The following is a 14,420-nucleotide window of genomic DNA, read 5'->3' as shown; positions in this document are numbered from 1 at the left end:
TGAAAAGGCGATTGCACATGTTATGAATGTACGATGAATCACGACCGGATATAATCAGATTTTGTGGAACCACAACACTGGCGCACATGATGCTTTTTATTTTAAGTATCAAAATGTTACGCTAATTAATCAGGCCGGGAGATTATTTGGCGTAAGAAAATTAACCTAGCCTATTTCACAAATTTCCAGACTCCTGGCGGTACACGGTCATACAACTTTCCCATCGTCAGTTCTGCCAGTCGGTGGTCGACTGCTGCATTAAAGGGTTCCAGTTCGTCGTCGGTCAGATCGTATTTGTTTTTATCTATCACTTTTTCAAGCGTATCTCTGGAAGTACAGCGTCTGTGGCGTAACAGCCATTTATGTCTGGTCATGTAATTTCTGCAATAGCATCGGGAAGAAGTCGCTCATCTTAAGACGTACGCTTCAAAACTGTCTATGAGACTACCCCGTGTTCCGACAGAACAGAACCGAAATCGGTTAATTCTGGCCGTTATGCTGAACATAATCGCTGATGCTCAGGCCTGACTTGCGAATATCATCCGAAACCTTGCGGTACTGATCTTTCCACTCTTCTGGCATGTCCCGGAGAGCCGCTATCTTACAGGCCACACTGTAGGGGGTACGCCCCAGCTTTTCGGCCAGCCAGAACAGATACAGGGAAAACATCTGCTATCAGAAACGTGAGCGCAAGCGAATAACCACATTAAAAATAATGTCAAATATTGAAATGCAGCGTAGCCGTCCCAAAAAATACAGCAGCGGCATCACTCTGTTGCCGTGGTTAATCGTTTAAAAGGAAAGTACTATGAGTCTGAAACCAGGTCCAAAACCCGTAGCCCCTTCAACAGGAGAGCTTGATCAACGCCGCCGTGACAATAAAGATACGCCGGGAAATACTGATAAGTTAAAGCCCAGTAAATTCTCGGGTAAAAAATAGAAAGCCAGGTATTTACGCTGAAGCGATCAATTAGTGCATGAACCCAGCCTGTTATTCAAAAAGCCCTGCGGGGCTTTTTTTGTTTCAATCGTCACCAGTGTTTTAGCCAGCTCAGGAGGTGTTTTGGTGATGTATTGCGGTAAACAGTCTTAACCCTTTAATAACGATACCAAAACGGGTACCTCATAAACAGGGTATTAACCTGCTATTCCAGTTCTGACCATGGTAACTGGCGCGTCCATGGCCTGTATCCATGCTTTCAGTTGTTTGAATGGGGATGAGAATGAGCCACGGCCAGACCGACTGATGGATAACGATGCCATATTTGTCACAGCATCATAACGGATCCCACTGACCGTCTGCCCTGCATCGCATATGATTTCGCTCATATCCTGCAACGCGCTGTCGTTAAGCTGTGAAGTATTCCCCCCTCCTAACGTGTCAAGATTCATCATCAACGCCATGCGACAAACCGGAGCACTGGTTGCCCCCCATATCCAGCGTAAGACCGTCGGTGGTGAATGACGGCGGGTCTGCTGACGTTTACGCGAATACTCGTCGGTGCGCTGCCAGACTTCGGTATGAAAACGCAACATTAATGACTGATAATCCGCAAGATTCTCGCGGCACGGCAATCTCAGTGTAAAACAAAACGCGGCAAGTCGCGGATAATGATCAACGGCCTGCTGCAGAAAGGCACGAACGTGAGCCACATCAGCCAAACTCCCGGCAGTTGTGGTGGACAGGTAATGACTCATTGATTTCTCTTCCATCGATAAAGGGAGGGCAAAAGTGCGAATGGCAGGAAAGAAGATATTGCTGCCTTTTGTGCAGGTTAGCGGGCTTGCTTAGTCTGATACGACTCCAGGGTGGGGCAGGCAATGATTTCATCCCGACCTGACATCGTGAGCACATGCTGGAAGTGTGCGTCACTGTTATCCTGAGCAGGCACCAGCACCACCGGATGGGTACAATAGAAGCAGTAAAGCTTTCCTGCTGGCGGAAATCGAAAGTCTTTAACATTAACCAGATAGCCAAACTCATTCAGGGCGTATTTAGCGGCCTTTTGTTTCATATCTGTACCTTGAACTGTTATCAGGAAAGGAATTCAGGCAATGCTGATTAGCTGACCTTCTCGGGAGACGCTGTTGATACTGTGCTGAAGTTGCTGACAGGCCGATTTAAACTGCCTGAAATCAGCAGGTTTTGCCCGGTGGCAATGAAATGAGGTAGCTTTGCTCAACTGGTTAAGCGCCCTTGCACGCCAGCTCTGCCGCTCATCGTTATTACAGCATCCATACAAAGCATCGCTATACGTTCGCAACAGGGTGACACAGGAACGATATTCCGCCACTGTTACATACTGCGTATTTTCGGTGAGTTTCATCTTCGCGTTATTCCTGTTCTGCTGTGGTGAGGTGAACCCGGTCGGGTACTGGTAGCGCTGAAAAACATGGATTCAGGACGAGCGGGATTCAGTCATTCTTTCCTGCATCCAGGCTTCCACTTCACTTTTACGCCAGCGACTACTACGACCCAACTTGATGGGTTTAGGGAACTGGTTCTCAGCAATCAGTTTGTAAAACCACTTGTCGGTCATGTTTGTGTAAGCGGTGATGAAGTGCATATCGATAAGTGGATCGTCTGCATTCAGTAACGTTGTTGCAGCTGCTGCGCTGGTTTTGGTATTCATGCGTTTATTCTCCCTCTGAATGATTAGTGACAGGAGAAGACCAGCTGGGTTGGGTAACATTGCCCGCCGGTACTCCTTCAGAGGATTACGCTCATCGGTTAAAAAATACTGGCACTGCTGTTTGGCTGGCAGAGACTACTTCTGGCTGGCCCCCATTGAGCGCTCATTCGGGCTGTAGACTTTGGTGTTTTCTTTGGCGAGATAACTGAGACGAAACACCAGGCTATTAAAGTTCTTAACGAAGTCAGGCGCGTTACGATCAAGGATATAAACACCATTTTTAGGGAAATGAACCAGGGACTGATACTCATCGTATCCTTTCAGATCCAGCGCACTCAGCCATGCCTGCCGGATCATGCTGGCGAGATTATTCTCCTCCGAATCAAACCGGCCCAGCCCCCGGAATAGGTCTTTATTGAAAAACATCACCAGGTGGTAATGCGGAAATTCAGCAGAGTCACTCTCCTTTACCCAGAAATAACGAGGGGTACAGGCATGTGCTTTCTTTCCTTCTTTCAGCAGCATTTTCCTGTAATGCCGGATTTTGGCTTTTACTGAACAAACAAAACGGCTTAAAAGGTCAGCCTGTAAATTCGGATGACATGTTAACGTATCATTCAGTGACCAGGATGGCGATAAACGTAAATCAACACGTACGGCTAATGTCCGGGGATGTTCATTGAGAGCGTACTGGAGAACATTTTCTATTTTCTTAAGATAATTGGCGTTTAATGAACCATGGCGATGATCAAGTAATTCTGAATCAAACATAAAGTAATCTCTTACGGGCATTGATAATAAATACTCAATTGAGCTATGACTGACTTGCCAATCAGTTGCAGATGGATTTTATTGCAGCGAAATGGTGTTACTGATCAGATTGCAGGATAATTAACATCAGGAGTCAGAACTGGATGAAGCAATGCGTTAATACGCGGGGTAGATTCTGGTTACGCTATTGCTCAAACATGTTGCGTTGCCATTTAACGTTAAACCTTGCATTAATGCACACTAAAAGACAAACAATAACTGGAATACCTAATAACAATCTCAAATGAACATTAAGTGTCCTCACTATTAATAACTGGTAGTGATGTACATCATTTCATAGTTAGGTACAGTGTTCTTACCAATGATACTCATTGATTAAATGTGATACTAATAGACATCAATATATAACACAAACCAATATATATTACTATTACCGACCCTAATCAGGTTATCAGCAGTATTTTAACAGACATCATAGTAGCGGTTTTTTGACAAAAAAGAAGGATTAAATTACTCTCAAGTTAGCAACTCACATCAGGCATAAAATTTAATACTACCTATAGTAATTATCTGTTCTGCAATTGCACTTAACTTCAGCATAAATGAAGAACAGATAATCGCAAGTTAGCCAGACTGCTCACTAGCGCAAACCATAAAGCTAATCTCAATCAGAAGTCGAGCCAAATCCCAGAATAACCAGGTGATTTAACGTGCTACATTTCCACCGGGAGGTAAACGGTTATGCAACTCATATCATGTCGACGGATGTAAAAAATTACCCAGGCAGTACTCCCTGGTGCTTCTACTCAACCGATGTCAGGGATTTTCGATACCAGGCTTCCACTTCACTCCCATAAAACAGGTGATACGTTTCCATCATCAGAATGCTTCATCCATACTGAAATGGGTATAAAATCACTAAAGAAACATGCATGTATTTTTTAAATAAAACTATTTAAAGAAATTGTTTTACATTTATCAAAACTATAATTAAGCTTTTAACAAGATTTTTTTAGAAATGTTAGCTGCCAGAAAGTGACATTTTAGAACAGAAAGATAAAAAGAAAAATCCCGAGGAGAGTATCTATGCGTCGACCTGAAAATAATCAACAGCGACCAAACCAGGCTCATGCCGAAGCAAACCATTCACTTAGTTTTATTCCGGCAGATCAAAGTCGCCTGCTGGACTGGGTCGACTCAGAACGCATCACGTTCTGGTGCTGGCTATTTATCAGGAGTGCTTCATGCGCATTTTTAGGTAAGCAGATAGCTGACCTGCAGGATAGCGATATTCCTTATAAGTTTTTTGAAGTCAGCAGCAATCCGTTAACGCATGATGAGCGTCTGGTTGCTGTGAAAAAATACTTTGAGAAGATGGAGAAAAAATCGAGCCGGGCTACAGCTTATGAGGTCATGCTTGAAATGCAGGATGAGTGGTTATTTATTGCTGATAAAACAAAAGATATGTCGTGGCTTCCACGTAAAGAGTCCGTAGTTTGCTGGGCATGGGACTACATCAGAAAGCTATCCTATTTCAGCAACAAAGGCATCTCATCCTGGTTTCAGCCACGCAATGTAACCGAAAAAAGAATGGCGATCATCGCTGCGTTTGACGAGTTATTCCCGGAAGAATATATACACAGGCTTGACATCATTAAGTACAGGAATCATTTAATAACGAATCTGAAGGCTGCGTATGATAAAAAAATGGGCAGTAAAAGCGATAAACTCAGGACACAGATTAGCGTAAAAATTAGCAAACATGCAAAACAACGGCTCGATACCCTTATGAAGGAAAGAGGTGCCACACAACAATCCATTATCGAACAATTGCTGCTGAACGGGAGGCTCGACTGACAATTGCTGATGACGTTACTCTGACCATTTCTTTTTTTTACGTTTGAGATAATTACGTTTATTGGCAGTAAAAAGATAACGAGTATGAACGGCCTGTACAAATGATCTAATAGCGTCCCTTTTTGCCTGCAAAGAGGGAAACTGCTCCTGATGCTCGCGAATAAAGCAGGAAAAGAAATCCCCGTCATCAGGATACAGAAAGGTAAAGAACAGGCTGTCGCCTAACGAGCTCAGCATATGTTTATCTTTGATTATCCGGAACAAGTCCCATAAAAGATCATGTTCTGTACTGTATCCAAGTCGCTTACATTCGAGCGTAAAAAGGATAAACGACGGGGAAATTTTTTCTCCTGTCATGCCATAAACTTTAATATCAGGATCTGTTACCTTTCTGATTTCTTCCGGCATCAATGGCAGCTGACGGAGTTTCTCATTTGCTGTCGTTTTTGAACCAAACGCCCTGCTTAATGCAGCATACAGGCTCCCTTTAAACTCCTGTACTGGCATATGTTTCGCTGCATTTATTTGTCTGTAGGCATCCACTTTTCTCCGTACAGAGCGTGGGATAATCATATATTGAGCCCCCAGGGATGAGTGAAGGGTACTCCGTTTATGAACCGGAGAGATTTCAACCCAGGAGGAAAATCCTGCGGCGTTTTTTATCCCGCTTGCCGCCAGTTGCAGGAGGTATAAATCCCGAACATCATTAAAATCAAAGACAGATCCCGGTGCTGTCGGATCAGTCTTATCCGATACGAAAACACGTCCTGTTCGCTTCAGCATCCGCTGGGTTGCCAGCCACACCTTACCTGATCTCAACGCGTCCGAATGCTGTTCAGCCTGGATGTCGTTCAGAAATTGTCGTCTTGATGTCAGTGGTCCGGAGCTCATAACGTCGTATCACGATTGAAGAAAATTTCACGTCTATATTACCTCAGTGAACAGCCTGCTGATGCCTTTTCCTCCTGAATTTTCCATACTCAGTACAAAACAGCAGGCAGGTTTACTTCGTTCATCAATTTATGCATATCACACGTGACTGCTGATGACTCGCCCTGTCAACGCACACAACCCCATTCCGGCCTGTAGTTGCACGCTTTAAGTCAAAATCCCATACAGGGGATCACCGGTAAATTTTCACAACGAATTTCAGCAGAAAAAAGACGTCGCTCAGACTGCTGACACCCGCAATCAGCTGCCGGAAGCTGATTCGCTCCCTGAACAGCGATCGCGTTGCCTGCCTGTTGGTAATTTTACGGCGGTAAAGCCCGAGAAAATGACGGCACTCAACCAGCGCATGCCTTCTCAGGGATGTACTGATTGCATGGTGCTGTGGCAGGGATGAGAGCGCGAGAATGTCGCTGATAACGTCAATGTAGCTGTGTGCACGGATATCGTAGTAGTCCTGACGGTGGGTAATGGATACCGGGTTTGTAATGTAGAAATAGTCCTTCCTGTCGGAGAAATAAAACAGGCCGTTTGCAGCGGCGAGGTTAATCGTCCAGAGGATGTCCTTATGGCTTTTACCCTCCTGAAAGCGCAGATTATTCTTCCTGATGTAAGATGAGCGAATCATCTGCAGCCACAGGTAGTGCGGCCACTCTTTCTGCGCCACGCAATGCTGTATCCACGCATGCCCGTTGAGCGCCTGACCACAGGGCTGTTTGTGATGAACCGGCCTTCGCTGTAAGCCACTTTTGTCGCTATGCCAGCCATTGAAAAGGGCAACATCGGCCTGGCTCTCCCGTGCGCTCTTCAGTCTCTCCCGGAGAAAACCTTCTTCAATCCGGTCATCCGCATCCAGAAAGACCACCCACTCACCGCCATGAACCGCCAGCGCGGTGTTACGTGCGGCATATACACCCTGATTTTCCTGGTGAACAAGAATCAGCCGCTCATCAGTGATGGCGTTGAGTATGGTCGACGTTTCGTCGGTAGAGCCGTCATCCACAACAATCACCTCAATGCTGAGTGTTAGCTCGCTGAGGAGTCCATGTAACAGATGGCCGATGCTGGTCTGTGCATTGAAAACCGGGATAATAATGCTGACATCAATTTCAGGCTGCATATCGGGCTACACTTTCCCTTCGCTGTCATCTTTCTGACGCCTGACGGGGAGAATGCGTTTTTCCCTGATTTCCTGCTCAGTATCAAATAAGCACTCGTCGCAGTATTCCTTATCAAGCCCAAACAGGCGGCTGATGACGCCCCTTCTCTTGTTACATCTTGCACATCGTTTCATTCCATCCCCTGTATGACTTTCACTCAGACAGCTTCACGCTTATCCGGGTAAACCTTCATAAAAACAGTGTATTAACCAGATTCTTCACAGTTCAATGGTTGTCTTTACAAAATTATCAATTGATTATACAGATCAATTCTATTAAATCGATCGATAAAAACAATCATGATAATGTCGATTACCCGCTCCTGGGCATAGGTTTTTGACGGGCCATTTCCACGGCCCGGAAGGGTTATCAACTACGAAGAGGACAGGACGAAGGTTTCCCGCTGATTAGCGAGATGATGAGTACTTTCAGGAAGTAAAACCATTCGGGAAACAGACCCGTTTCCCCGCTCAGCAATAAAAAAGGAGAAAATTGAATGAAAAAATACCGTCCACATCAGAAAACTTTGCTGGCTGTTGCGCTCAGCATGGCGGCGTTTAATGCCTCTGCCGCATGGACCGTCAATGGTACCTTCTGCCAGTCGTACAGCGATGACGGCCAAGTTCTGCTAAGGGTTAAGCCGTCAACGATTGGTATTATTGAGAATAAGCCGCAGTGCGGCGGTCGTGGCACTACTGAACTTGCCGGTAGTCATTTCAGGATTAATAGCACTTCTTATCCATCCAGTGTGATGTGTAACAGCCAGTCCCAATACCAGGCAGTGCAGACAACCGTGGCAACCCGTGATATTCAGTCAGTTATTCATTTATTGAAAGAAAACAAAAAAGTCAGCATGAGCACGTTTGGTTCCTCTTTTACCTTCAGTACCGCTGATTTTGCCAGCGCGTGCGGCTCAGTGATTAATCAGAAGGTGACCGATTTCGATCCGCAGTCAGAATACAAACGGGACATGGCCAGGATGGGTTACAAGCAGGATGAAAACGGCCAGTGGCATAAACAATCCAGGCAGGCATATTCACGCGAAGCTGACCCGGAAATAGCTGCCAGTTACAATCCAAAAGCGGGCGTTGCTGAAGGTTCCGGAAAAGATGGGTTCCATGGAGACGGAGCCAGTAAAAATCTTTATGGCCCGGGTAGCCAGGCACAAAAAGATGCAGAAGCGGCAAACGAAGCCCGCCACCTCGCGGCACAACATCGTGTGTCGAAAACAACCCCAAAAATAACAGAACCAGAGAAGCAGACAACTCAGCAGTCTGCCGATTTCCCGGTGAATGCGTTCTGCACCCTGGGTAACGGGAAAAATGTGGGGGTCTATGCCGCCGCAGGGCAGGATTATCGCTACACCTACACGGATAAAAACGATAAACCCGAGCTGGAGTTAACGGAAGGGCTCTTCGGTGTAAAAGCCTTTCACTATCACACACCGCTGGGCATGGGATCGGCCAGTTACATCCGCTTTAACAAAGGTGTCTATGACTATATTCTGCTGAGTAAAGACACGGGGCATGAAGAGTTTCAGGGTATTCGGGTGTACAAAAATGGAGACCTGATATCGACCCATGAATGCAAAACCCGTCTGATGCTCGATACCCGCCAGCTTCCTCAGGACGGTCACGTTGACAACGACAAAATGGGTGAACACTTCATCCTGAACTGACCGTAAAAATCATTAACCACAGTAATCCCCCCGCCACGACAGTGGCCTTACACCAGCAGGCCACATCCCTCCAGGGGACGTGGCCTGTTCTTTTTATGCCACTGACAGCACCCCACCGGCCAGGCTCATCACGGCGATGTCCCTGGCCTTTCTTTTATCCACTGTTTAAGCAGGAGAACCAATGGAAAATAATGATGAGATTGACGTTGAGCATGACGATGAGATGCCTGCTGAGGAACACAACCCCCGCAGTATTCAGGCAATGATGGGCTGGCTCTATGACAAAGCCGTCAGCGGGATTGCCGGGATCGAGTCGGCTGAAACCCTGGCAGAACGCTATCTCACCGATGCAGAGGGTGATGTGACAAAGGCCGCTCATGCGATGATCCGCTGGGAGAGCGTCAAAGCGGGCAGTACCGGTTTTTTATCCGGTGTGGGCGGGGTGGTGGCGATGCCCGTCACGCTGCCGCTGAACATCACCAGCGTACTGTTTCTCCAGACCCGACTGGTGGCAGCTATCGCCTGCCTCGGCAAACGCAGTCTGGCTGACGAACGTATCCGGGCACTCGCCGGGCTGTGCCTGTGCGGTAACGCTGCCAAAGCGCTGTTGCAGGAAGTGGCGTTACAGGCGATGGAGAACTGGACCCGCCCCTTCACACTGAGGATTGTGGAGAAAACCCTGGTGCTGATGGCCGCCCGTGCCGGTATGCGCACCGGTGGTCAGTTTATTCGTCTGGTGCCACTGGCCGGCGGTGTGGTCAGCGGGGCGGTAGATGTCACCACCACCCGCACGATTGGCCGTATTGCCTGCACCACGTTTCTACCACCTTATCCGGGGCAACGGAAATCATGAGAAATCATCAGGTTCCCTCATTGCCGCAAGGGACGTTCACCCGCGCTCAGGCTGAAGCTATAGCCGCCGCATACATCAATATTGCTATCGAAGATGACCAGGGCACCCATTTTCGTCTGGTTATCCGCGATACCGACAACATGCTTATCTGGCGCGACTGGAATTTTGCCCCGGAGGCTGGCGTGATGCTCAACCGCTATATTGCCAGCAACGGTATCCCGGTTCCCCCTGCAGCTGACGACAATTAAAGGTCGTTTCCACAACAGCAATAATAGCAACCACCGCTATCACTATTACCCCCTCACAGCCACGCAAACCATCAGGCCATACTTCCTTCCGGGGATATGGCCTGTTTGCGTTTATGCCATTATCAATGGAGTTTACATAATGCGATTAGCCAGCCGCTTTGGCCACACGAACCAGATCCGTCGTGACCGTCCGCTGACCCACGAAGAATTACACCAGCATGTTCCCAGCGTCTTTGGTGAAGACAAGCACAATTCCAGGAGCGAAAAGTACACCTATATCCCCACGATTACCCTGCTCGAAAACCTGCAACGTGAAGGTTTTCAGCCCTTCTTCGCCTGCCAGTCGCGTGTACGTGACCCCGGACGCCGGGAGCATACAAAGCATATGCTGCGCCTGCGTCGCGCCGGGCAGATAAACGGCCAGCAGGTACCGGAAATCATCATCCTCAACAGCCATGATGGTGCATCGAGTTTTCAGCTGCTGCCGGGCATATTCCGCAGCGTCTGCACCAATTCCCTGGTCTGTGGGCAGTCATTCGGCGAAATTCGCGTACCCCACCGGGGAAACGTGGTGGAGAGAGTTATTGAAGGCGCCTATGAGGTACTGGGAATATTTGACCAGGTGGAAGAAAAGCGCGAGGCCATGCAGTCGCTGCAGCTCCCGCCACCGGCACAGCAGGCGCTGGCGAAGGCTGCGCTGACGTATCGCTTTGGCGAAGAGCATCAGCCGGTCACCGAAGCACAGGCGCTCTCTCCCCGTCGCTGGCAGGATGAGAAAAATGACCTCTGGACGGTCTTTAACCGCCTGCAGGAGAACCTGAGCAAGGGTGGGCTGGCCGGGCGCTCAGCACAGGGTAAGCGCAGCCGCACCCGCGCTGTCAACGGTATCGACGGTGACCTAAAACTGAACCGGGCCTTGTGGGTGATGGCGGAAGAACTGCAGCAGGCGCTGAGCTGATGCGGTATGTGCCTGCGACTGCTGCCCGGGTAACTGTCTGGCCTGTCCCCTGAAAAACCAGTCCTGCTGTCGCTCCATATCCGATGATGACCTTTGCGCCTGGTGCATGCACATTTGCTACCGACCAGGCGAACGGAGCCTGTATCAGCAGGCTGATGCGAAGGGTATCTGGCCTTCACAGTGCGATGGCTATGCACAATCCTGCCCACAGTTACACCTGAACATACCCCCTGCTGAACTGACCTGCCGGTAACGCAGTCCTTTGCACTTACGTCTCGAATCACCTTTTCCACCCTTCAGGTTCCCGTTAACCGGAGCCGCACTAATGACCTTTCAAAAGGAATAACCAATGAATAACACTCCAAATCTGCAGACACTTTCAGACACCGAAAATGCCACTCCCCTCACCGCCACGTTGCTGCCCGATGAGCAGCGCAGCAGCTTCTGGCCGCAGCACTTTGGTGCCATCCCGCAGTGGATAACCCTCGAGCCGTATATTCCCGCTGTCAGTGAAGAGAATATTCTCAGCACCTTTGAGCAACTACATCAGAGTAAAACGGAGGTGTTCGAGCGGGGGATCATTAATGTGTTTAAGGGACTAAGCTGGGATTACAAGAGCAACAGCCCCTGCAAGTTCGGGAAGAAGATCATCGTTGATGGTCTGGTACAATATGACCGTTGGGGATTTCACTTCCGTCATGGGCGCAGACGTGAGCAGTTAGCGGATTTAGATCGTATGCTGAATCTGCTGGATGGTAAACCTGTTCCGGAGAATCGCAACGATCTTTCCGTCAGGCTGGATGCTCATATCTGCAAACAGCACGTTTCCGTTTTCGAAGACGAGTACGTGGAGATTCGCTACTTCCAGAAGGGGTCGGGACACATTATCTTTAAGCGTTCGGATTTGGTTGAGAAGATGAACGAAATAGTTGCCCGCTATTTTCCTGCAACCCTACCACCTCGTACCTGAACCCAAATTCGAGTCACCAGAATCAATGCAAACGGACCGAGGGTACAAATGAGGGCACAAAAATAACCACATTAAAAATAAACCTTATGCATCAACCAATTAACAATAAGAATCGATTCCGAGTCCGGCACCACTTATTCAGAGAACCCAGCCTATGGCTGGGTTTTTGCTTTTCTGCGGCCGGACTCTCCATCGAACTGCGTTCGATTATTCGCCGCAACGCGGCTCACCCCTTCGGGGCCAGCGCGACAAGCGCGCTGTTCAACGCCTGCGGCGTTAGTCCGAGTCCGGGCACCACTATTTAAAGAACCCGCCCAAAAGGCGGGTTTTTGCTTTTCTGCGGCCGGACTCTTCATCGAACTGCGTTCGATTATTCGCCGCAACGCGGCTCACCCCTTCGGGGCCAGCGCGACAAGCGCGCTGTTCAACGTCGACTGCATACCGTAGGCCTGATAAGCGCAGCGCCATCAGGCATTCAATGTCCATCGCTTATGGTATTCTCCAATTATCTCACTTCATCCGACGATATTGACAGCCTTTCCTCTACCCTGAACACGGTTTGTACATGACAAAAATGAACCTGAATGAACTTAACAGCTTTATCACGGTTTACTTCGGGCAGGATTATGACCTTATCGATGATAGTGATGAGATCGACCCCAAAATTGACGCATTTATCGCCGATAGTCATCTCGCCATGAAGCATGGTCTTATCACAGACATTGACCTTCTGCTGAAGGAAGCAGATAACTCGGAAGAGGAATTCAGGATGCGCTATGGTTCAGACTTTGATCCTCACCTGTGGGAAACAGATGCCCTTAGCTTCCTGAAACGGGTAAGAGATAGAATTAGTCATTCCCTGAATGAGGCGGAGCCGACAGGCCGTCAGTAACCCGCGGCTTCCTTACCACACTATCGGTTTGATCTGATTCAGCAAGATGTCACTGAAAACGCTAGCGCCGCGTCGTTTTCTTTTTAGCGGGAAGGCGGAACACTTCGCCATTCGGCTTAGCAATTCCCATACGGTACTGCGTCTCTCTGGCAGCCTTGTGGATGTCAGCAAACTCTTCTTTACGCGCCGGCGGCAGCTTCGCTTTTTTCAGGCATTTATTGCGGTGCATCCTAATCCATTCACGGTCGTTATCATCGACGCACGTCTGCATCACATCCACCCAGCGCGAAGCGGCCCGACGGTACAATCCACGGGCTTCCAGAGACTCGGCGATACTGTCCTTGATCATTCGATAATTTCTCTCACATATGCTAGCTAATTTGCGTATATAAATATAACCACGCCATCCGAAGAAATAATGAAAGAAAACCCCGATAATTTGATCCACGATAAATCTATGCCAGCTCAATATTGAGGGCATTTATAATATTAATTGCTGTGTGCATTAAAACTGCCGAAGCAGTAAGTACTTCCAAAGAGCATTTTTATCATATACCGCGGATTATCATCTGAGTTATTCCTGAACTACGGTTATACCTATCAATGATTGATTAAATTAACATAATACCGTTGTTGAGTAGCTTGTCGTAGATACCTTACTCTGTATTCATTTCCCTTTTTATCGCTTCTGTGCGGGACACTCCAGCAGTCTATTTTTAAAGATAAACAAACAGGCCTCATTAAAGTTGGCCAGCCCCAGACGTTCATAAAGCTCAATGCGCTTGCGATACAGGCTTTTCACCGAAGTATTAAGTACCCCAGCTATTTGCTCCATGGTCATCCCCGCTCTGAGTAAAGTCAACGTCATATGTTCCTGCGGTTTCAGGCTGAAATTCTTGAGCCATTCTCGGGTCAATCGCTTACTCTTCACGTCAAGAAACAGGCTAAATAAATTAGCCATATCCGTCGGCGTCAAAGACATGTTGAGAAACCACTTTAAGCTCAGCAAATGCTCTTCCCGATGGCGCATATCAAGCATAATACAGCAGATACGTTTACCCGCTTCCGCTGCGCCAGGAATAAGATAATCGTAAAAACAAAGCGGCGCCCGACTATCCACCAGCACCGAAAACTCCTCGGCATCACTCTCAAAAAGCTTACGCTCTATCGAATGTAACTGGATGATATCTGGAAAGAAAATCCTCACCCCTTCAAAGAGATAGTGATCCTGAGTTACTAAAAACATTGTCGTTGCCACAAATCATCCCTTTAACAATAAAGCAACAAAACCCCTCCAGGGAGAATATGCACAGCTCCTGGTAGCGTGCTGACTATGGCGAGCCAAATAAAGCATGTGATTGTCTTTTAGTAATCCCCCAATCTCTCCATCTATAGTGAACGCTCCACTCCACTATCCTTACGTCATTTCTTAATTATCTGTGCTCAGGCTAA

At 47.9% G+C, this 14,420-nt stretch carries 17 protein-coding genes and 2 pseudogenes; 8 read left to right on the top strand and 11 right to left on the bottom strand.

The genetic code is table 11. The features are described 5' to 3' along the window. Positions 1 to 170: 170 nt before the first annotated feature. Complete coding sequence (gene hha / locus EAE_RS09100; protein WP_015704109.1) at positions 171 to 374, bottom strand: hemolysin expression modulator Hha; 204 nt, start codon at positions 372 to 374, stop codon at positions 171 to 173. A 106-nt stretch (positions 375 to 480) separates the two neighbouring features. Further along, positions 481 to 657, bottom strand: a pseudogene (locus EAE_RS25205) (DNA-binding protein); the annotation flags it as partial. A gap of 151 nt (positions 658 to 808) precedes the next feature. Between EAE_RS25205 and EAE_RS25405 the strand changes: the two are divergent. Beyond that, a complete protein-coding gene (locus EAE_RS25405; RefSeq protein WP_264672966.1) occupies positions 809 to 940 on the top strand; it encodes a hypothetical protein in 132 nt (43 codons plus the stop codon). A gap of 197 nt (positions 941 to 1,137) precedes the next feature. Here the strand turns inward: EAE_RS25405 and EAE_RS09095 are convergent, their stop codons facing one another. From EAE_RS09095 to EAE_RS09075, 5 genes are all read right to left on the bottom strand, one after another. Continuing rightward, positions 1,138 to 1,698, bottom strand: coding sequence for a hypothetical protein (locus EAE_RS09095; RefSeq protein ID WP_015704107.1), 561 nt, complete (start codon positions 1,696 to 1,698; stop codon positions 1,138 to 1,140). Positions 1,699 to 1,775: 77 nt separating this feature from the next. Further along, the gene (locus EAE_RS09090) at positions 1,776 to 2,015 is read right to left on the bottom strand and encodes a hypothetical protein (RefSeq protein ID WP_015704106.1); all 240 of its coding nucleotides are present in this window, start codon (positions 2,013 to 2,015) and stop codon (positions 1,776 to 1,778) included. A 33-nt stretch (positions 2,016 to 2,048) separates the two neighbouring features. Beyond that, the gene (locus EAE_RS09085) at positions 2,049 to 2,327 is read right to left on the bottom strand and encodes a hypothetical protein (protein WP_150377930.1); all 279 of its coding nucleotides are present in this window, start codon (positions 2,325 to 2,327) and stop codon (positions 2,049 to 2,051) included. 72 nt (positions 2,328 to 2,399) lie between these two features. Continuing rightward, complete coding sequence (locus EAE_RS09080) at positions 2,400 to 2,633, bottom strand: helix-turn-helix transcriptional regulator (protein ID WP_164926741.1); 234 nt, start codon at positions 2,631 to 2,633, stop codon at positions 2,400 to 2,402. 135 nt (positions 2,634 to 2,768) lie between these two features. Further along, positions 2,769 to 3,404 carry an inovirus Gp2 family protein gene (locus EAE_RS09075; RefSeq protein WP_150377931.1) on the bottom strand — a complete coding sequence of 212 codons (636 nt, stop codon included), beginning with the start codon at positions 3,402 to 3,404 and terminating at the stop codon, positions 2,769 to 2,771. Positions 3,405 to 4,490: 1,086 nt separating this feature from the next. Here EAE_RS09075 and EAE_RS09070 point away from each other — a divergent pair. Further along, positions 4,491 to 5,261, top strand: coding sequence for a hypothetical protein (locus EAE_RS09070; RefSeq protein WP_015704103.1), 771 nt, complete (start codon positions 4,491 to 4,493; stop codon positions 5,259 to 5,261). A 15-nt stretch (positions 5,262 to 5,276) separates the two neighbouring features. Here the strand turns inward: EAE_RS09070 and EAE_RS09065 are convergent, their stop codons facing one another. Continuing rightward, positions 5,277 to 6,152: a hypothetical protein gene (locus EAE_RS09065; protein WP_015704102.1), complete on the bottom strand. Its 876-nt coding sequence runs from the start codon at positions 6,150 to 6,152 to the stop codon at positions 5,277 to 5,279. Between the two features lie 232 nt (positions 6,153 to 6,384). Beyond that, positions 6,385 to 7,329 (bottom strand): glycosyltransferase, encoded by a 945-nt coding sequence (locus EAE_RS09060; RefSeq protein ID WP_015704101.1) that lies wholly within the window; start codon positions 7,327 to 7,329, stop codon positions 6,385 to 6,387. Positions 7,330 to 7,865: 536 nt separating this feature from the next. Between EAE_RS09060 and EAE_RS25200 the strand changes: the two genes are divergently transcribed. From EAE_RS25200 to EAE_RS09030, 6 genes and pseudogenes are all read left to right on the top strand, one after another. Continuing rightward, positions 7,866 to 9,047, top strand: a complete 1,182-nt coding sequence (locus EAE_RS25200; protein ID WP_015704099.1) for a hypothetical protein — start codon at positions 7,866 to 7,868, stop codon at positions 9,045 to 9,047. Between the two features lie 181 nt (positions 9,048 to 9,228). After that, positions 9,229 to 9,900 (top strand): hypothetical protein, encoded by a 672-nt coding sequence (locus EAE_RS09050; protein WP_015704098.1) that lies wholly within the window; start codon positions 9,229 to 9,231, stop codon positions 9,898 to 9,900. Beyond that, entirely contained in the window at positions 9,897 to 10,148 is a 252-nt protein-coding gene (locus EAE_RS09045) for a DUF905 family protein (protein WP_015704097.1), read from the top strand. Before EAE_RS09050 ends, EAE_RS09045 begins: the two co-directional genes overlap by 4 nt. A 139-nt stretch (positions 10,149 to 10,287) precedes the next feature. After that, the gene (locus tag EAE_RS09040; RefSeq protein ID WP_015704096.1) at positions 10,288 to 11,106 is read left to right on the top strand and encodes a DUF932 domain-containing protein; all 819 of its coding nucleotides are present in this window, start codon (positions 10,288 to 10,290) and stop codon (positions 11,104 to 11,106) included. Positions 11,107 to 11,602: 496 nt separating this feature from the next. After that, positions 11,603 to 12,076: pseudogene (locus EAE_RS09035) on the top strand (DUF4942 domain-containing protein); the annotation flags it as partial. A gap of 565 nt (positions 12,077 to 12,641) precedes the next feature. Continuing rightward, positions 12,642 to 12,968: a contact-dependent growth inhibition system immunity protein gene (locus EAE_RS09030; protein ID WP_015704093.1), complete on the top strand. Its 327-nt coding sequence runs from the start codon at positions 12,642 to 12,644 to the stop codon at positions 12,966 to 12,968. A gap of 61 nt (positions 12,969 to 13,029) precedes the next feature. Here EAE_RS09030 and EAE_RS09025 read toward each other — a convergent pair whose 3' ends face one another. Both EAE_RS09025 and EAE_RS09020 read right to left on the bottom strand, forming a co-directional pair. Further along, positions 13,030 to 13,317: a PerC family transcriptional regulator gene (locus EAE_RS09025; RefSeq protein ID WP_015704092.1), complete on the bottom strand. Its 288-nt coding sequence runs from the start codon at positions 13,315 to 13,317 to the stop codon at positions 13,030 to 13,032. 330 nt (positions 13,318 to 13,647) lie between these two features. Next, on the bottom strand, positions 13,648 to 14,214 hold the full coding sequence (locus EAE_RS09020; RefSeq protein ID WP_015704091.1) for a helix-turn-helix transcriptional regulator: 567 nt from the start codon (positions 14,212 to 14,214) through the stop codon (positions 13,648 to 13,650). Between the last annotated feature and the right edge of the window lie 206 nt (positions 14,215 to 14,420).

The organism is Klebsiella aerogenes KCTC 2190 (assembly GCF_000215745.1).
Classification (GTDB): Bacteria; Pseudomonadota; Gammaproteobacteria; order Enterobacterales; family Enterobacteriaceae; genus Klebsiella; species Klebsiella aerogenes.
The sequence above is the reverse complement of the archived record's forward strand: the minus strand, read 5'-3'. Positions and strand labels throughout refer to the sequence as shown.